This is a genomic window from Pseudarthrobacter sp. S3 (genome assembly GCF_050156905.1).
Taxonomy (GTDB): domain Bacteria; phylum Actinomycetota; class Actinomycetes; order Actinomycetales; family Micrococcaceae; genus Arthrobacter.
The window spans coordinates 992307-1010786 of record NZ_CP189583.1; the positions used below are offsets into that span (position 1 = coordinate 992307).

Annotated in this window: 15 protein-coding genes and 1 pseudogene; 14 read left to right on the forward strand and 2 right to left on the reverse strand. The window is 64.4% G+C overall.

The features are described 5' to 3' along the window. Nucleotides 1-90 precede the first annotated feature (90 nt). The 7 genes and pseudogenes from pcrA to ACQCSV_RS04880 all read left to right on the forward strand — a co-directional run bounded on the left by pcrA (nucleotide 91) and on the right by ACQCSV_RS04880 (nucleotide 9134). Entirely contained in the window at nucleotides 91-2661 is a 2571-nt protein-coding gene (gene pcrA, locus ACQCSV_RS04850) for a DNA helicase PcrA (RefSeq protein WP_426939526.1), read from the forward strand. A 166-nt stretch (nucleotides 2662-2827) separates the two neighbouring features. Beyond that, nucleotides 2828-3223 carry a glycosyltransferase gene (locus tag ACQCSV_RS04855; RefSeq protein ID WP_426939226.1) on the forward strand — a complete coding sequence of 132 codons (396 nt, stop codon included), beginning with the start codon at nucleotides 2828-2830 and terminating at the stop codon, nucleotides 3221-3223. Next, nucleotides 3220-4128, forward strand: a complete 909-nt coding sequence (locus ACQCSV_RS04860; RefSeq protein ID WP_426939227.1) for a glycosyltransferase — start codon at nucleotides 3220-3222, stop codon at nucleotides 4126-4128. Before ACQCSV_RS04855 ends, ACQCSV_RS04860 begins: the two co-directional genes overlap by 4 nt. Nucleotides 4129-4146: 18 nt before the next feature. Beyond that, nucleotides 4147-4855 (forward strand): annotated as a pseudogene (locus tag ACQCSV_RS04865) (hypothetical protein). A gap of 222 nt (nucleotides 4856-5077) precedes the next feature. After that, nucleotides 5078-6247 (forward strand): ADP-forming succinate--CoA ligase subunit beta, encoded by a 1170-nt coding sequence (gene sucC, locus ACQCSV_RS04870; protein ID WP_426939228.1) that lies wholly within the window; start codon nucleotides 5078-5080, stop codon nucleotides 6245-6247. 11 nt (nucleotides 6248-6258) lie between these two features. Then, a complete protein-coding gene (gene sucD, locus ACQCSV_RS04875; protein WP_426939229.1) occupies nucleotides 6259-7161 on the forward strand; it encodes a succinate--CoA ligase subunit alpha in 903 nt (300 codons plus the stop codon). Nucleotides 7162-7382: 221 nt separating this feature from the next. Next, nucleotides 7383-9134, forward strand: coding sequence for an IS1634 family transposase (locus ACQCSV_RS04880; RefSeq protein ID WP_426939230.1), 1752 nt, complete (start codon nucleotides 7383-7385; stop codon nucleotides 9132-9134). Nucleotides 9135-9285: 151 nt separating this feature from the next. Here ACQCSV_RS04880 and ACQCSV_RS04885 read toward each other — a convergent pair whose 3' ends face one another. Together ACQCSV_RS04885 and ACQCSV_RS04890 are read right to left on the reverse strand one after the other, a co-directional pair. Continuing rightward, nucleotides 9286-9768 (reverse strand): SRPBCC family protein, encoded by a 483-nt coding sequence (locus ACQCSV_RS04885; RefSeq protein ID WP_354155771.1) that lies wholly within the window; start codon nucleotides 9766-9768, stop codon nucleotides 9286-9288. After that, entirely contained in the window at nucleotides 9765-10124 is a 360-nt protein-coding gene (locus ACQCSV_RS04890) for a metalloregulator ArsR/SmtB family transcription factor (protein ID WP_354155770.1), read from the reverse strand. The genes ACQCSV_RS04885 and ACQCSV_RS04890 overlap by 4 nt, the downstream gene beginning before the upstream one ends. A gap of 171 nt (nucleotides 10125-10295) precedes the next feature. On the opposite strand from ACQCSV_RS04890, the gene ACQCSV_RS04895 reads away from it, so the two are divergent. The 7 genes from ACQCSV_RS04895 (at nucleotide 10296) to ACQCSV_RS04925 (ending at nucleotide 18403) form a co-directional block, all read left to right on the forward strand. Next, on the forward strand, nucleotides 10296-10700 hold the full coding sequence (locus ACQCSV_RS04895; RefSeq protein ID WP_354222575.1) for a tautomerase family protein: 405 nt from the start codon (nucleotides 10296-10298) through the stop codon (nucleotides 10698-10700). Between the two features lie 186 nt (nucleotides 10701-10886). Further along, entirely contained in the window at nucleotides 10887-11921 is a 1035-nt protein-coding gene (iolC, locus tag ACQCSV_RS04900; protein ID WP_354222577.1) for a 5-dehydro-2-deoxygluconokinase, read from the forward strand. Continuing rightward, complete coding sequence (locus ACQCSV_RS04905; RefSeq protein ID WP_354154192.1) at nucleotides 11918-12841, forward strand: Cgl0159 family (beta/alpha)8-fold protein; 924 nt, start codon at nucleotides 11918-11920, stop codon at nucleotides 12839-12841. The genes iolC and ACQCSV_RS04905 overlap by 4 nt, the downstream gene beginning before the upstream one ends. 7 nt (nucleotides 12842-12848) lie before the next feature. Then, complete coding sequence (gene iolD, locus ACQCSV_RS04910) at nucleotides 12849-14798, forward strand: 3D-(3,5/4)-trihydroxycyclohexane-1,2-dione acylhydrolase (decyclizing) (protein WP_354154191.1); 1950 nt, start codon at nucleotides 12849-12851, stop codon at nucleotides 14796-14798. A 45-nt stretch (nucleotides 14799-14843) separates the two neighbouring features. Then, nucleotides 14844-16355: a CoA-acylating methylmalonate-semialdehyde dehydrogenase gene (locus ACQCSV_RS04915; protein ID WP_354154190.1), complete on the forward strand. Its 1512-nt coding sequence runs from the start codon at nucleotides 14844-14846 to the stop codon at nucleotides 16353-16355. Nucleotides 16356-16440: 85 nt separating this feature from the next. Continuing rightward, a complete protein-coding gene (locus ACQCSV_RS04920; protein WP_354154189.1) occupies nucleotides 16441-17352 on the forward strand; it encodes a sugar phosphate isomerase/epimerase in 912 nt (303 codons plus the stop codon). Between the two features lie 37 nt (nucleotides 17353-17389). Further along, entirely contained in the window at nucleotides 17390-18403 is a 1014-nt protein-coding gene (locus tag ACQCSV_RS04925; protein ID WP_354154188.1) for a Gfo/Idh/MocA family oxidoreductase, read from the forward strand. The last annotated feature ends 77 nt before the right edge of the window (nucleotides 18404-18480 follow it).

Consider the following 18480-nt stretch of genomic DNA (forward strand, 5'->3'; position numbering starts at 1 on the left):
TTGAGCGCCTCCGGGGTTGGCTCGCGGTGTTATCCACAGGGTTGGACCTGAGTGTCAGCCCCACCGCCTAGACTTGGAGGCACCATGGATATGTTGTTTGACCCGTACTCGGACGGACCCTTCAAGGCCGCCACGCCAGCCTCCGCCCGCACCAAATCGCGCCCGGAAGGCCTTGCTGCGGCCGCCGAATTCGGTGGCGGCAGGCCTGGCAGCGCGTCCGCCAACGGCTCCGAACGCGCAGCAGGACAAGGCGCCCAGCACGCGGGCGGCTGGGCCAACCAGCAGCCCACGCGTGACGGCAACGGCGAGCCGGACCACCACCGGCCGAGCGCCGAGGAACTCCTGCAGGGACTGAACCCGCAGCAGGAAGACGCCGTTAAGCACGCCGGCGGAGCCCTGCTTATTGTGGCCGGCGCCGGTTCGGGAAAAACCCGCGTCCTCAGCAACCGGATCGCCTACCTCATTGCCACCCACCGTGCGCATCACGGTGAGATCCTGGCCATCACGTTCACCAACAAGGCCGCCGCAGAGATGCGGGAGCGCATCGCTGCCCTGGTGGGTGGACGCGCCAAGATCATGTGGATCTCCACGTTCCACTCGTCCTGCGTGCGAATCCTGCGCCAGGAGGCCGCCAACGTGGGCCGGAAGTCGAACTTCTCCATCTACGACTCCGCGGACTCGCTGCGGCTGGTTATCCAGGTTTCCAAGAGCCTGGACCTGGACCCCAAGAAGTTCGCGCCCAAGGCCATCCAGCACAAGATCTCCGCGCTCAAGAACGAGCTCATCGACGCCGATTCCTACGCGTCCTCCGCGAACCACAACGATCCCTTCGAGTCCGCCGTGGCTGACGTCTTCAAGGGCTACACCCAGCGGCTGCGCCAGGCCAACGCCATGGACTTCGATGACCTCATCGCCGAGACCGTCTACATGTTCCGCGCCTTCCCCGCACTCGCCGATTCCTACCGGCGGCGTTTCCGGCACGTCCTCGTGGACGAATACCAGGACACCAACCACGCCCAGTACGCACTGGTCCGCGAGATCGTGGGTGAGGGCCCCGGAGCATCCGAGCTCACCGTCGTCGGCGACTCCGACCAGTCAATCTACGCCTTCCGCGGCGCTGACATCCGCAACATCGTCGAGTTCGAGAAGGACTACCCGGACGCCCGGACCATCAAACTGGAGCAGAACTACCGCTCCACCCAGAACATCCTCAGCGCGGCCAACTCCGTGATCTCGCGCAACCCCAACCGTCCCGACAAACGGCTGTGGACGGCCGAGGGTGACGGGCACAAGATCATCGGCTACGTGGGCGAGAACGAGCACGCCGAAGCCCAGTTCATTGCCAAGGAGATTGACCGGCTCCAGGACGAGGACAACCTCCGCCCCGGTGACGTTGCCATTTTCTACCGCACCAACGCCCAGTCACGCTCCATAGAGGATGTGCTGGTCCGGGTTGGCCTGCCGTACAAGGTAGTGGGCGGCACGCGCTTCTACGACCGCAAGGAAATCAAGGACGCCCTCGCGTACCTCCGGGTTCTGGTGAACCCGGACGACGACGTCAACCTGCGCCGGGTGCTCAACGAACCCAAGCGAGGCATTGGTGACCGAGCCGAAGGCGCCGTGGCTGCGCTGGCCCAACGCGAACGGATGTCATTTATGGCCGCCGCCCGGCGGGCGGAAGAAGCTCCCGGCATGGCCACCCGTTCCGTCAACGCTGTCCTCGGGTTTGTGAAACTGCTGGACGACCTCGCAGAGGTAGCCTCGGGCTCGGGGGCCGCCGCAGCGCTGGAAGCCGTCCTGGAACAGACCGGTTACCTTGCCGGGCTGCGTTCCAGCACTGATCCACAGGACGAGTCCCGCGTGGAGAACCTGGCGGAACTCGTCGCCGTCGTGCGTGAATACGAACAGGAGAACCCGGAAGGGTCCCTGGGTGCTTTCCTGGAGCAGGTGTCCCTGGTGGCGGATGCCGACCAGATCCCGGATGCGCCGGGCGCAGACATCGATGCCGCCGTGGCGGAAGCCAAACGCCTCGGGGTAGTCACGCTGATGACCCTCCACACCGCCAAGGGTCTCGAATTCCCGGTGGTGTTCCTGACCGGTATGGAACACGGGCTGTTCCCGCATCAGCGCTCGGCCACGGACCCCAAGGAACTCGCCGAGGAACGCCGGCTGGCCTACGTGGGCCTGACCCGCGCGCGCAAGCGCCTCTACGTCACCCGTTCCGAAGTCCGCAGCATGTGGGGCCAAAGCCAGTACAACCCGGCCAGCCAGTTCCTCGAGGAGATTCCCGCCGAGCTGCTGGAATGGAAACGCGAAGGCACCAGCAAGCAGTCCGGCGGGTGGGGGAGCAGCGCCTCGATCGGCTCCAGCCGTTACGGCGGATCCTTCTGGGGCGCCGGCACGTCCCGCGGTGCGGCGGCCGACTCGTCGGCAGGCTTCAACGCGGACGTTCCCGCAGCCATCGCCAAGAACCGGGTCCAGCCGCAGAAGGAGATTGTGGCCGTCGGTGTGGGTGACAAGGTCAACCACACCAGCTTCGGCAACGGCACGGTGCTGGCGCTGGAAGGCGCGGGGGACAAGACGGTGGCCAAGGTGAAGTTCAGCGTCGGCGAAAAGCGTCTCCTGCTCCGTTACGCGCCTCTGACGAAGCTCGACGCCTAGCCGCGGGTGCCCTTGTCCGGGCACGGCGCTTGGCTTACAGTTCAGGAACGCGCCGGTAGCCGGAAGCCGCCGGTTGCCGGGAAACCGCCGGTTGCCGGGAAACCGGTTAAGCGCAGGCCACTTGGGCACAGCAGATCCTGAGCACAGCAGATTCGGGGGCTCCACCGTGAAGATCCTGTTCGCCAGCCAGGCCATTGACGGCCATTTCAACCCCATGACCGGCGTGGCGATGCGGCTCAAGGACCGCGGCCACGAGGTGGCCTGGTACACGGGGCCTGTTTATGCAGACAGGCTCGGCGGGATGGGAATCCAGCACTTCCCCTTCCGCAGGGCCACAGAGCACCGCGCGGACAACCTCAATGAGCTCTACCCGGAGCGGGCCAAGCTGAAAGGCCCACGGGCCATTGGCTTCGACGGCGAGAAAATCTTCGCCAGCAACGTCAGCCACTTCTTCGAGGACATCCGCGAAGTAGCGCAACAGGATCCCTTCGACGTATTGGTGGCGGACAGTTCCATGTTCATTCACCGCCTCGTCTCCCATCTGATGGGCACGACGGTGTGAACTTTGTCGCGATCCCCAACATGGAAAGCGATCCGCAGGTGCCCCCGCTCTTCTTCGGGTTCCGGCCGCCCCGCAATCCCATGGAGAAAGCGATCCAAGGCCTGGCGGGCCTGCTGTCCGACAAGGTCATCCTTCGGCCGGCCAGCCAAAGCTACCGGCGGCAGCACACCGCCTACGGCCAGGCTGTCCCGCGGGAAGGCCGGCTGACGGACGAACCCTACCGGTGCTCGGACGCCATCATCCAGACCGGCCCGGAATCCCTGGATTTCCCGCGGCGCCGGGTCAACCCTAAAGTGCACTACGTCGGTGCGCTCCTGCCGTACCGGTCGGCAGGCCAGTCCGTGGCAGGTCGAGGCGCTGGCGATGGGCTGCCGCGAAACTACCCCGCAACACTCGTAATAACCCAGGGAACCGTGGACAACCTCGACCAGGACAAACTCATCGTTCCGGCGCTTGAAGAGGTCAAGGACATGGACGCGTTGGTCATCGTCGCAACCAGCGGGCACGGCACCGAGGCGTTGACAGCCCGCTTCGCGCAACCCAACGTGGTGGTGCGGGACTACGTGGACTTCGCGGAGGTCTTTGACTTCACGGATTGTTTTATCACCAACGGCGGATTTGGCGGTGTGCAGCTGAGCCTGTCCAAGGGTGTTCCGTTGGTGGTGTCGGGGATCAACGAGGGCAAAAGTGATGTTAACGCCCGGGTGGAATACGCCGGCGTCGGCATTAACCTCAGAACGGAATCACCCAAACCCGCCGACATTGCCGCTGCAGTGGGAAAGATACTGGCCGATCCCGGCTGGAAAAGCCGCGCACGGAAGATGCAGGAGCAGTTCGAGGGTGAGGATCCCGCTGAAGTCGCTGCCGCAGTGGTGGAGGACGCGGGCAGGCGTACGCCGGGCTGAGACCGGCACCGGGGCATAATGGAGGCCCTACGACGGACTGTATTGGGAATCCTGGCCGCCCTCTTCCTGCTGGCGGGCACTGCCTGCAGCATCACCACCGAGGACCCGGGCTACGTGGCGCCGCCCCCGCTGCCGGCCATCAAGCAACTCGAACAGGCAGCCCTGACTGACCCCGCCGCGTTCAGGGCCAGCGGAGACGCCCTGTCCTTCATTACGGAGGATCGGAACATTCTCTGCTTCCTTGAGGTCGGCCCGTGGGGAACACCTCAACCTCCCGTACGAGTCGAACAGCTTCAGTGACGCGGCCAACAACAAGCTCGCGACCGTCCCCGTGGCGCATTGAGAGCTTGCCGGATACCCCAAACCTGCCGCGAGCGACATCAAGGACGACTGCGCCGGCACCGGCCTGGGCTACCTGGGCGGGACGGCGCTGCTCAGCCCGGACAAGGCAACGTACGGGGAGTGCCGTTCCGGCGTCACACAAATGGAGGCAGCGTACGGACCCAAGGGGAACAAGGCCGGTCCGCTGACGGAACTGGCGGTCCTCGCCGAGGGCCAGAACCTGGAACGGAACGGACTGCGCTGTACCGCCTACAACGGCGGCGTGGCATGCGGAAACGTCTCGGCCGGCGTCGGGTTCTTTGTGGCCCGGGACCGCTACGGACTTATTTCCAAGGCAGCGGCAACGGCCTCCAGGGCGCCCGCAGAGGCCTCGAAAACCCCGTAATCTAGGCGTTTTTCTACGCTCCATAGAATAGTGTCGTTACTCACATAAGCGGTACTGTGGAACGGGCCGGTCCTCGGAGAGGACTAGAGTTCCGAATGGAGCATTGCGCTGTGTGGCCCGTTTTCGAACTGGCCCCAGGTGCAGGCAATCCGCAGCCCGGTCATCGTCTTCGGCGGTGCCCGACTGTACAGAAACTACTTCGACGTAGAAGGACACTAAACCGTGGACCTGTTTGAATACCAGGCGCGCGATATGTTCGAGGCGCACGGTGTACCCGTGCTTGCCGGCATCGTGGCGTACACCCCAGAAGAAGCAAAGGCAGCTGCCGAGAAAATCGGCGGCGTAACTGTCGTTAAGGCCCAGGTTAAGGCCGGAGGCCGCGGTAAGGCTGGCGGCGTCAAGGTTGCAAAGACCGCCGATGAGGCGTTTGAGCACTCCACCAACATCCTGGGCATGGACATCAAGGGCCACACCGTCAACAAGGTGATGATTGCCCAGGGTGCCGACATTGCCGAGGAGTACTACTTCTCCGTCCTGCTGGACCGGGCCAACCGCAACTACCTGGCCATGTGCTCGGTAGAAGGCGGCATGGAAATCGAACAGCTCGCCGTCGAACGCCCCGCGGCGCTCGCTAAAATCGCCATCGATCCCGCTGTGGGCATCGACCAAGCCAAGGCTGACGAAATCGTTGCAGCTGCAGGCTTCGATGAGGAACTGCGCGGCAAAGTCGCCGCCGTGATCCTCAAGCTCTGGGACGTCTTCGAGAAAGAAGACGCCACCCTGGTTGAGGTCAACCCGCTCGTCAAGACCGGCGCCGGCGACATCGTGGCACTGGACGGCAAGGTCTCCCTCGACGAGAACGCCGACTTCCGCCACGCCAAGCACGCCCTCCTTGAAGACAAGGACGCTGCAGATCCGCTCGAGGCCAAGGCCAAGGCGCAGGACCTGAACTACGTCAAGCTGGACGGTGAAGTGGGCATCATCGGCAACGGTGCAGGCCTGGTCATGTCCACGCTGGACGTTGTTGCTTACGCCGGTGAAAACCACGGCAATGTCAAGCCCGCCAACTTCCTGGACATCGGCGGTGGAGCTTCCGCCGAGGTCATGGCCGCTGGCCTCGACGTCATCCTGGGCGACCCGCAGGTCAAGTCCGTGTTCGTGAACGTCTTCGGTGGCATCACCGCGTGTGACGCTGTAGCCAAGGGCATCGTTGGTGCGCTGGCCGAGCTGGGCCATAATGCGAACAAGCCGCTGGTAGTCCGCCTCGACGGCAACAACGTTGAGGAAGGCCGCCGCATCCTGGCCGAGGCCAACCACCCGCTGGTTACCCTGGCCGCCACCATGGACGAGGGCGCCGACAAGGCCGCCGAGCTCGCCAACGCAGCTAAGTAAAGGGACGCACCATGTCTATCTATCTGAACAAGGACTCTAAGGTCATCGTCCAGGGCATCACCGGCGGCGAAGGCACCAAGCACACCGCCCTGATGCTGAAGGCCGGCACCAACATTGTTGGCGGCGTCAACGCCCGTAAGGCCGGCACCACGGTGCTACACGGCGACACCGAGGTCAACGTTTTTGGCACCGTCAAGGAAGCCATTGCCGAAACCGGCGCCGACGTCTCCATCGTCTTCGTCCCGCCGGCTTTCACCAAGAACGCCGTGGTTGAAGCCATCGAAGCAGGGATCGGCCTGGTTGTTGTCATCACCGAAGGCGTGCCCGTCCAGGACTCCGCCGAGTTCTGGGCTCTGGCCCAGTCCACGGTTGACGCCGACGGCAAGCAGGTCACACGCATCATCGGACCGAACTGCCCCGGCATCATCACGCCCGGCGAAGCGCTGGTTGGGATCACGCCGAACAACATCACGGGCAAGGGCCCCATCGGCTTGGTTTCCAAGTCCGGAACCTTGACCTACCAGATGATGTACGAACTGCGCGACCTGGGCTTCTCCACCGCCATCGGCATCGGCGGCGACCCCGTCATCGGTACCACGCACATCGACGCCCTGGCCGCGTTCGAGGCTGACCCGGAGACCAAGGCGATCGTCATGATCGGCGAAATCGGTGGCGACGCCGAAGAGCGTGCTGCCGACTACATCAAGGCACACGTCACCAAACCCGTTGTTGGCTACGTTGCCGGCTTCACTGCTCCCGAAGGCAAGACGATGGGCCACGCCGGCGCCATTGTCTCCGGTTCCGCCGGAACCGCCCAGGCCAAGAAGGAAGCCCTCGAGGCTGCAGGCGTGAAGGTCGGCAAAACGCCGTCCGAGACCGCCAAGCTGCTGCGCGAAGTCTACGCAGCGCTTTAGCACCAAGAAGTACAACGCGGGGTCATTTACGGCCCATTCCACTCGGTGGGATGGGCCGTAAGTGACCCCGCGTTGCTTGTTTAAGCTGAAGTTACGTTGGTCCTTTCCTCGTTTTCCTTCTGGATTCCGGGGGAAGGACCATTTTTGTACCGACATTTGTAGCCACTAAATTATTTTGAAAATCTCTTCACTTCGACCGCGGTGAAGCGTATTGTCGGGGTATGACCAAGGCAGCGCCTGCCATGCATGTAGCCGTGAATACTTCCCGCCGGACGAACAAGTCCGGGGTGGAGGTCGAGTACCGCTCAGTGCTGCTGCGCCGCTCCTTCCGGGAGGACGGGAAGGTCAAACACGAAACCCTCGCCAACCTCTCGGCGCTGCCGGCTCCAGCCATTGACACGCTGAAGGCGTCGTTGGCGGGCAAGACGATGGTGGAGGCCGGAGTGGCGTTGCAGATCACCCGCTCCCTGCCCCACGGCCATATCGAAGCCGTGTACGCCATGGCCCGAGGACTCGGGTTCGAGGCGATGGTGGGGCCAGCGTGCCGGGAACGGGATCTGGTCATGGCGTTGCTGGCCGCACGGATCTGCGCGCCGTCCTCGAAGCTGGCGACCCTGTCCTGGTTCGCCGACTCTACCCTCGGGGCTGACCTGGGGCCGGTGAGCACCGATGACCTGTACCGGGCCATGGACTGGCTCGGCACCCGCCAAGCACAGATTGAAAAAGCCTTGGTCCTCACCTATCTGCGCCCGGAGGCGAACCCGGAGAAACTGGCCCTGTTTGATCTTTCCTCCTCGTGGGTGACCGGCACCCACAACCCCCTGGCCGCGCATGGCTATTCCCGGGACAAAAAGCGCGGGGTGGAGCAGATTGAGTACGGGATGCTGGCCACCCGTGCCGGGATCCCCGTCACGGTCCGCGTGTTACCGGGGAACACGGCGGATCCGACCGCTTTCATTGCCATCGCTAAGGAAATCCAGGCCCTCGCCGGGGTGGAAGACATGGTCATGGTCGGGGACCGGGGCATGATCACCTCCGCCCGCATCCAGGACCTGAAAAACACCGCCCTGGGCTGGGTCAGCGCCCTGCGCAACACCGCCATCCAGGCCCTCGCCGAGGACCAGGGCCCCTTGCAAATGAGCCTGTTCGATCAGCAGAACCTCGCCGAAATCAGCCACCCGGACTACCCGGGGGAACGGCTGATCGCCTGCTACAACCCCGCCCTGGCTTCCCTGCGCAAACACAAGCGCGAAGAGCTCCTTGACGTGACCGAAGAACGGTTGAAAACCATCCAGAAAGCCGTGACCGCGGGCCGGCTCAAGGACGCCGGGAAGACCGGGCTCAGAGTCGGGAAAACCCTGGGGAAGAACAATATGGCCAAGCACTTCACCCTCACCATCACCGACACCACCCTGGCCTGGGAACGGAACCCGGAAACCATCGCCAGGGAAGCCGATCTGGATGGGATCTATGTCATCCGCACCAGCGTCAACGAGGACACCATGGGCGCCGCCGAGACGGTCCGGGTTTACAAGTCCCTGGCGAACGTGGAAAAGATTTTCAAAACCCTCAAATCCCGGGACCTGCACATCCGCCCGATCTACCACCACACCGAGGAACGCACCCGCGCCCACGTGTTCCTCTGCATGCTCGCCGGGCACCTGACCTGGCACCTGCGTCAGGCCCTCACACCCCTGACCTTCACCGACGAAGACCGGCCCGTCCCCGAGGAGCCCGTCGCCTCCGTGCACCGCTCCACCGCCGCCGCACGGAAGGCCAGCACCCGCACCCTGGACGACGGCACCCCGGCGCGCTCCTACCAAGCCCTTCTCCGCCACCTCGGCACCAGGACCAGAAACACCATGAAAATGACCGGCACCACCGGCACCTTCGAGCTACTCGCCGCGCCCACCGAAACCCAGCACCAAGCCCTAAACCTCATCCACGACCACGCCACCAACCACAGAAAGTAGCCAGACACCCCAAACCAAAAGACAGGAAGATCCCCGGCAACCCGGGGATCTTCCTGTCTTAACTCACGTAACTTCAGTTTAAGTACGACGGCGGACGGTCACCTTTCCCGCGAAGGTCACCGTCCGCCGTCGCCCGCGTTTAGGTGCTGTGCTAGACCTTGGCGCCGCTGAGCAGTTCGTCGAGCCGCTCGTAGCCCTCGGTCATGCCGCCTTCCATAGCGGATTGCGCCATGCCGTCGCGGGCTTCCCGGGTGGGGTAGACGGAGTGGCCCCGGACGCGGGACCGGCCGTCGCCGAGGTCCTCGAACGTGAGGAACTCGATGCTGACCACGTCGGGGTAGCCGCCGAATTCGAAGGTCTGGACGGCAAATTCGTTCTCGCGGACGGTGTGATAGACGCCGCTGAATTCGTAGGCGACGCCGTCGGGCCCGGTGTGCAGGTAGCTGTAGCTGCCGCCGGTGCGGAAATCGAAGTGGTTGATTTCCATCTTCATACCGCGCGGGCCGAGCCACTGGACGATGAGGTCCGGGTCCTTGTGCGCGCGGAACACGTCCGCTACCGAGAAGTCGAATTCGCGGTCGTAGTCGATGAAGGGGAGTCCTTCAGGAATGGTGAGGTTCAGTGGATTGCTCATGATGATTCCTTGGGGTGGGTGCCGCCGTTGGCGGCATTGGACCTGAGCACGGCGTCCAGGCTGCGGAACTGCTCTTCGCGGACCAGCCGGTACTGGTCGATCCACGCGGTGAGTGCCTCCAGCCGTGCGGGATTCAGGTGGACGGGCCGGCGCTGGGCTTCCCTGCTGCGGGTAACGAGCCCCGCCTGCTCGAGGACCTGGATGTGCTTCGAGACCGCCTGTTTGGTGATCGCGAAGGGTTCCGCTAATTCGTTGACTGTTGCCTGTCCGCGGCTGAGCCGGGCGATGATCCGCCGCCGTACGGGGTCGGCCAGGGCCATAAAGGCCGAGTCCAGGGTGCCGTCGTCGGGGTTCATCGTGGTGCAGGCCTTTCATAATCGGTAATCAAATAACTCATTTATCAACCATTTGGTTGTTTAACCGTACCGCTGCCACTGCCTGTGCGGAAGGGGTTTCCGGGGATTTCCTTGCCCCTTATCCTGTATGTTTGTTAGTATGTCAGGACAATCTTTAAGGGAGATGAAAAAATGCCACTGGTTCGAATCGATGTTAATCAAGGGCGCAGCTCCGAACAGTTGCAACGCCTAAGTCGCGGAATCCACGATGCCATCCTCGCGGAGTATGCCATCCCCGAGCGCGACTATTTCCACGTCCTCACGGAGCATCCGCAGGGCCAGATTGTCGCCCAGGATGCAGGGCTCGGCTTCGAGCGCACCGCCGATGTGGTGATGATCCAGATTTTTACCCAAGGTGGCCGCAGCCAAGCGGCCAAACAGTCCCTCTTTGCCGCGATCGCTGCCCGACTCGTGGAACTTGGTATTGCCGGCGAGGACGTATTCATCGGTTATGTGGAGAATGCCGCCAGCGACTGGTCATTCGGCTTTGGGCGGGCGCAGTACGTCACGGGCGAACTGGCGGTTCCCCCAAAGTAATCCCGAGGGCGCCAATCCGGCACCTTTATGCAGGTTGTAAATATGTCAGTACAAACCTTTGACAGGACAATGATTCTAGGGCAAGGTAGTGGTTGTGGTCCCGCTCACGGGGGCCCGGCCAGGAACCGGAGTTCTAGCTCTTGCTGTACAGGGTATGGAGCTCAAACAGAAAGGTCCGCGATTACCGTGACCCACGAACTGCTCACGATCGGGCGCATCAGTGTCGATATCTACCCGAACGATATAGGGGTGGATCTGGAGGACGTCACGTCCTTCGGAAAGTACCTCGGAGGTTCCCCGTCTAATGTGGCCGTGGCCGCGGCTCGGCATGGCCGCAATGCAGGCGTGATCACGCGCACGGGCGACGACGCCTTCGGGAAATACCTCCACCGTGAACTGCGCAAGTTCAACGTGGACGATACGTTCGTTACACCGGTGAAGGAATGGCCCACCGCGGTGACGTTCTGCGCCATTATGCCGCCGGAAGATTTTCCGCTCTACTTCTACGGGCGTTTCCCCACGGCCCCTGACCTTCAGATCAAGGCCGCGGAGCTGGACCTGGACGCCATCCGTGAAGCCGGGATCTTCTGGTCCACCGTGACTGGCCTGTGCCAGGAGCCCAGCCGCGAGGCCCACCTGGCTGCCCATGCGGCGCGTCCGCGGACCGGTCTCCGGGCAGGCCAGTACACCATCCTGGACCTGGACTACCGGCCCATGTTCTGGGCCTCCGAAGCGGATGCCCGGGCCGAGGTTGCCAAGATCCTGCCGCACGTCACGGTAGCCATCGGCAACGACAAGGAATGTGCCGTCGCCGTGGGCGAAGGTACCCCTGACGAGCAGGCCGACCGATTGCTGGCCGCCGGCGTCGAGATCGCCGTGGTCAAGCTTGGCCCGGAAGGCGTGATGGCAAAGACCCGCACCGAACGCGTTGTCTCGGCGCCGGTCCCGGTGGAAACCCTTAACGGCCTCGGTGCCGGCGACTCGTTTGGCGGAGCCTTCTGCCACGGACTGCTGTCCGGCTGGCCGCTGGCCCAGGTCCTGGATTACGCAAATGCCGCCGGCGCCATTGTGGCTTCCCGCCTTTCCTGCGCAGACGCGATGCCGACGCCGGAGGAGGTCACCTCGCTGCTGGCCGAACGCGGCCGCTTGGCACCGGCCCTGGCCGGTGCCGCCGCTTCACAACCGTCCCACACCACAGTTTCCGAAGGAGCAGCGTCTTGAGCGCCAACGATGATCCCCGCCGCTACCAGCACCTGAGTGCCCTCCGGCTGGAAGATCCCGAGGCCGTTGCCCGCGCGGCAGCCACCCGTCGCCGCCATCCGGGGCTGAAGTATGGTGTGCAGAACTTCATCGTTGCCGCCGACCACCCGGCCCGCGGCGCCCTCTCCGTGGGAAACGCTCCGGTGGCCATGGCGGACCGCCTCGATTTGTTGGACCGCCTGCAGATTGCCCTGGCAAATCCCGCCGTCGATGGTGTCCTGGCGTCCCCGGACATCATGGATGACCTGCTCCTGCTGGGGGCCCTGGAAGACAAGCTCGTTTTCGGCTCGATGAACCGCGGGGGCCTGGCCGGGCTCGTCAACGAAATCGACGACCGCTTCACCGGCCACACGGCCGCGGCACTGGAAGCCTTGGGCGCCGACGGCGGCAAGATGCTGACCCGCATCTGCCTCGGCGACCCGGACACCGCCTCCGCCCTGGAAGCCACGGCACGCGCCGTCGACTCCCTCGCTGCACGCAAGCTGATCGCCATGGTGGAACCCTTCCTCTCGGTCTGGAAGAACGGGAAGGTCCGCAACGACCTCAGCCCGGACGCCGTCATCAAGTCCATCGCGATCGCCCAAGGCCTAGGCTCCACGAGCGCCTACACCTGGATGAAGTTGCCCGTGGTGGCGGAGATGGAACGCGTCATGGCGGCCACCACGTTGCCCACCGTGCTCCTCGGCGGGGATCCGGAAGGCACCCAGGACAAGGTCTTCGCCAGCTGGCAGGCCGCCCTGGCCCTGCCCGGCGTCCAGGGCCTCACCGTGGGACGGACGCTCCTGTACCCGGCCGACGGCGATGTGGCCGGGGCCGTCGCCACCGCCGCCTCGCTGCTCAAGACGTCTGAGCTGCAGTCATCAGCGAAAGTATCGGAGTAACGTCCCAATGGGAACAGCAACACGCAGAATGACAGTGGCCCAGGCCGTCGTCGAGTACCTGTCCAAGCAGTACACGGTGGACCGCATCGGTACCGAGGACTATAGGGAGCGGCTGATTCCTGGGACGTTCGGCATCTTCGGCCACGGCAACGTTGCCGGCGTCGGCCAGGCGTTGAAGCAGTACCAGCAGCTCGATCCGGCGATCATGCCGTACTACCAGGGCCGCAACGAGCAGGCCCAGGTGCACCAGGCCGTCGGCTACGCCCGGCATACCCGCCGCCGCCAGACGTTTGCCATCAGCACCTCGATCGGTCCGGGATCCTCGAACCTGCTCACCGGTGCGGCGCTGGCCACCACCAACCGCCTGCCGGTGCTGCTGCTGCCGAGTGACACCTTTGCCACCCGCGCCGCGGACCCGGTCCTGCAGCAGCTCGAGCAGCCGTACGCCTACGACATAACGGTCAACGACGCATTCCGGCCGCTGTCCAAGTTCTTTGACCGGGTCTCCCGCCCGGAGCAGCTGTTCTCGGCCTTCCACCACGGCCTGCGCGTCCTGACGGATCCGGCCGAAACCGGTGCCGTCACCATCTCGCTGCCGCAGGACGTCCAGGCCGAAGCCTTCGAGGTGCCTGAGGAGTTCCTGGCCGAACGCGAATGGCGCATCCGCCGCCCCGAAGCCGAGGACGAGGACATCCGCCGCGCCGCCGAGGCCATCCGGGCCGCGAAACGCCCGCTGATCATCGCCGGCGGCGGCGTCCTCTACGCCTACGCCAACGAGGAACTCGCTGCCTTTGCCGAGTTGACGGGCATCCCGGTGGGCAACACCCAGGCCGGCGTCGGCGTCCTGCCGTGGGACCACAAGTTCTCGCTCGGCGCCATCGGCTCCACGGGTACGACGGCGGCCAACACCATCGCCGCCGAGGCGGACCTGATCATCGGCATCGGTACCCGCTACGAGGACTTCACCACTGCCTCCCGGAGCGCGTTCCAGAACCCCGACGTAAAGTTCATCAACATCAACGTCGCCGCGATTGATGCGTACAAGCACGGCACGTCCCTGCCGATTGTCGCGGATGCCCGCAAGGCCCTGGTCAAGCTGAACCAGGCCCTGGGCGGCTACCGCGTCGGCGCGGACCTCGAAGCGAGGATCGCCGCGGAGAAGAAGCGTTGGGACGCCAAGGTGGACGAAGCCTTCGACACCCGCTTCACGCCGCTGCCGGCCCAGAATGAGATCATCGGCGCCACACACCGGGCCATGGATGCGGCCGACGTCGTCATCTGCGCGGCAGGTTCCCTGCCCGGTGACCTGCACAAGATGTGGCGGGTCCGGGACCCGTTCGGCTACCACGTGGAATATGCGTATTCCTGCATGGGCTACGAAATCCCGGGCGGGCTCGGCGTTAAGCGCGCCGCACTGGCAGAAGCCGCCCGCGGTGGCACGGACCGGGACGTTGTGGTCATGGTGGGGGACGGCTCCTACCTGATGATGCACACCGAACTGGTCACCGCCGTCGCCGAACGCATCAAGCTGATCGTGGTCCTGATCCAGAACCACGGCTACGCCTCCATCGGCTCGCTGTCCGAATCCCTTGGTTCGCAGCGTTTCGGCACCCAGTACCGGTCGCTGAACGAGGAGCAGCACAGCTTCGACGAAGGCGAAACCCTCCCGGTGGACCTGGCCCTGAACGCCGAAAGCCTCGGCGTGAAGGTGATCCGGATCGAACCGGGGGAGAAGGTCATCGCCGAACTCGAGCAGGCCATCCGGGATGCCAAGGCCGCGCCTGAACGCGGCGGCCCCATCCTGATCCACGTTGAATCGGACCCCATGCTGGACGCTCCGAGCTCCGAATCATGGTGGGACGTTCCCGTCTCGCAGGTCTCGGACCTCGACTCCACGCAGCAGGCCTTCAAGACCTACACCGACCACAAGAACCGCCAGCGCAAACTGCTCGGCTGATTTCCCAGACACACAGCCCCCACAGACCGAAGGAAGTCCAACACCATGTCAAAGACGACCGTCACCACCACCATCAACCACTTCATCAACGGGGCCGAAACCGCCGGCGTTGGTACCCGCACCCAGCCCGTCTACAACCCCGCCACCGGCGCCGTCTCCGCGGAGCTGCGGCTGGCCAACCGTGCGGACCTGGACGCCACGGTCGCAGCCGCCCGCGCCGCCGCCGACTCCTGGGGCGACATCTCCCTGGCCAAGCGCACCAATGTGCTGTTCAAGTTCCGCGAGCTCGTTGCCGCCCACGTGGACGATCTTGCCGAACTGATCACGGCTGAGCACGGCAAGGTCCTCTCCGATGCCAAGGGCGAGATCGGCCGCGGCCTGGAGGTCGTCGAGTTCGCCTGCGGCATCCCGACGCTCCTCAAGGGCGACTACTCGGACCAGGTCTCCACCGGGATCGACGTCTTCTCCTTCCGCGAGCCGCTCGGCGTGGTGGCCGGGATCACCCCGTTCAACTTCCCGGTCATGGTCCCTTTGTGGATGGCCCCGATGGCTATCGCCGCCGGCAATGCCTTCATCCTCAAGCCCTCCGAGCGTGACCCGTCCGCCTCGATGCTGTTGGCCAAGCTGTGGAAGCAGGCCGGTCTGCCCGACGGCGTGTTCCAGGTCCTGCACGGCGACAAGGAAACCGTGGAGGGGCTCCTGACCCACCCGGACGTGGACGGCATCTCGTTCGTTGGCTCCACTCCGATCGCCCAGTACGTCCACGAGACCGCCACCAAGCACGGCAAGCGCGTCCAGGCCCTGGGCGGGGCGAAGAACCACGCGATCATCATGCCCGATGCCGACCTGGACAACGCGGCGGACCACCTCGCGGCCGCCTCCTTCGGTTCCGCCGGCGAACGCTGCATGGCCATCTCCGTGGCCGTCGCCGTCGGTGAGGCCGCGGACCTGCTGGTCAAGAAGGTCGAAGAGCGCGCCCTCGCCGTCAAGGTCAACAACGGCACCGCGCCCGACGCCGAAATGGGCCCCGTGATCACGCCCGCTTCCAAGGAACGCATCGTCAGGATCGTCACCGAGGCCGAAGCCGCCGGCGCGGCCATGGTGGTGGACGGCCGCGACCTGGTTGTCCCCGGCCACGAGGACGGCTTCTGGGTTGGCCCCACGGTCATCGACCACGTCAAGACCGAAATGACCGCCTACACCGAGGAAATCTTCGGACCGGTCCTGGTGGTGGTCCGCGTCGAGGACCTGGACGCAGGCATCGCCCTGATCAATGCCAACCCCTATGGCAACGGCACCGCGATCTTCACCTCCTCCGGCGCCATTGCCCGCAAGTTCCAGCGTTCGGTGACCGTGGGCATGATCGGCATCAACGTGCCGCTGCCTGTGCCGGTGGCCTACCACTCCTTCGGCGGCTGGAAGGCCTCGCTGTTCGGCGACAAGCACATCTACGGCCCGGAAGGCGTGTCCTTCTACACCCGCGGCAAAGTAGTCACGTCCCGCTGGCCCGAGCCCACCCACGCCTCGGGTGCCTCCTACAACTTCCCGTCCAACTAATCCCCACCGCCGCCCTCGCCTCGCAAGCTCGGCCAGGGAACCCTGGCGGGGTGGGCCCACCCAAAAGCAGAAAGACACCGCTGTTATGACTGAGAACAAGCTGATCATCGGCACCGCGCCGGACTCCTGGGGCGTGTGGTTCGCGGATGACCCCAAGCAGACTCCGTGGGAACGCTTCCTCGACGAAGTGGCCGAGTCCGGTTACAAGTGGATCGAACTGGGTCCGTACGGGTACCTGCCGAACGATCCCACCCGGCTGGCCGAGGAACTCAAGGCCCGCGACCTCAAGGTCACCGCCGGAACGGTCTTCACCGCCTTCCATCGCGGGCTGGAACAGTGGGAAACCGCCTGGGAACCTGCCCGCAAGGTGGCCGAACTGACGGCTGCCATGGGCGGAGAGCACATAGTTGTCATCCCGGCCATGTGGCGTGACGATGTCACTGGCGAAGCTGTGGAGAGCGGCCAGCTCACTGAGAAGTCCTGGAGTGACCTTTTCGCCGGCCACAACCGCCTGGGTAAGACGCTGCTGGAGGACTTCGGCCTCAAGCAGCAGTTCCACTCGCACGCCGATTCGCACGTCGGTGCCCAGGGAGACATCGAAACCCTGCTGGCCGCGACGGATCCCGAATACCTGAATCTGTGCCTGGACACCGGCCACGCCGAATACTGCGGAGCTTCCAGCCTGGAGCTCATCAAGAACTACCCGGACCGCATCGGCTACCTGCACCTGAAGCAGATCAACCCGGACATCCTGAAGAAGGTCAACGACGAAAACATGACCTGGGCGGCGGCCAACCTGGCCGGCGTTATGACCGAGCCGCCGAACGGCCTCCCCGACCTGCGCGCCGTCATCGAGGCGGTGGAGGGGCTTAACCGCCCGATCTTCGGCATCGTGGAGCAGGACATGTATCCAGTGGCGTTCGACGTGCCGATGCCCATCGCCAAGCGAACCCGCAACTACCTGTTGTCGTGCGGCTCCCGCACGGCAGTCAATTAACAGCCGCCCCGGAATCCGATACCTAAGGACAGAAACAATGACTGACATTCTCCGCGTTGCCGTCATCGGCGCAGGCCGCATGGGTGCGGACCACATTAAGCGGCTCAGCACCCGCATCCACGGCGCCGAAGTGGCCGCCGTCGTCGACGTCGACCTCTCCCGGGCGCAGGCCGCCATCGAAGGGATCGACGGCGCCGTGGCCCTGGCCAGTGCCGACGAGGCGCTGAACAACGGCGACGTCAACGCCGTGCTGATCGCCACGCCGGGCTTCCTCCATGAGGAAATCCTGTACAAGGCGCTCGAGAAGGGCTTCCCGATCCTCTGCGAAAAGCCGCTCACCCCTGATGCCGAATCAGCGTGGAAGATCGTGCAGGCCGAGGAAAACCTCGGCCATAAGCGCGTCCAGGTGGGCTTCATGCGCCGCTTCGACGCCGAATACGCCGCCTTGGGCCAGCTTATCCATGGACACGACCTCGGCGAACTGCTGATGCTCCACCACCAGCACCGCAACCCCACCACCCCGCCGGGCTTCACCAACGAAATGCTGATCAACGACTCCGTGGTCCACGAATTCGACGCAATCCGGTTCTTCACCGGTGAGGAAATCACCTCCGTTCAGGTCCGGCTGGGCAAGGCCACGCGCAACGCCCCGAACGGCCAGCACGATCCGCAGCATGTCCTGCTCGAAACCGAATCCGGCGTTCTGGCCGACGTCGAGATCTACGTCAACGCCAAGTTCGGCTATGAAGTGGCCACCCAGGCCTCCTTTGAAGACGGCATCGTGAACATCGGCGGCGACACGGGCCCATACACCCGTAGCTCCGGCCGCTGGGGCGGCAAGGTTACCCCCGGCTTCGAAGAGCGTTTCGGCGCGGCGTACGACGTCGAAATCCAGTCCTGGGTTAACGCTGCGGTCCGCGGCGAAATCGGCGGCCCCACCGCCTGGGACGGCTACGCCACCGCCGCCTGCTGCGAAGCCGGCGTCGAGGCGCAGAAGTCGGGCGAAAAGGTCAAGGTCCGGCTGAACACCAAGCCGGACCTCTACAAATAACAGCCCGCGCCCGCTCCCGTAGTTTTTGTCCAGATAATGCGGCTTTGAGATCCTTCTCGGCGCATTATCTGGACAAA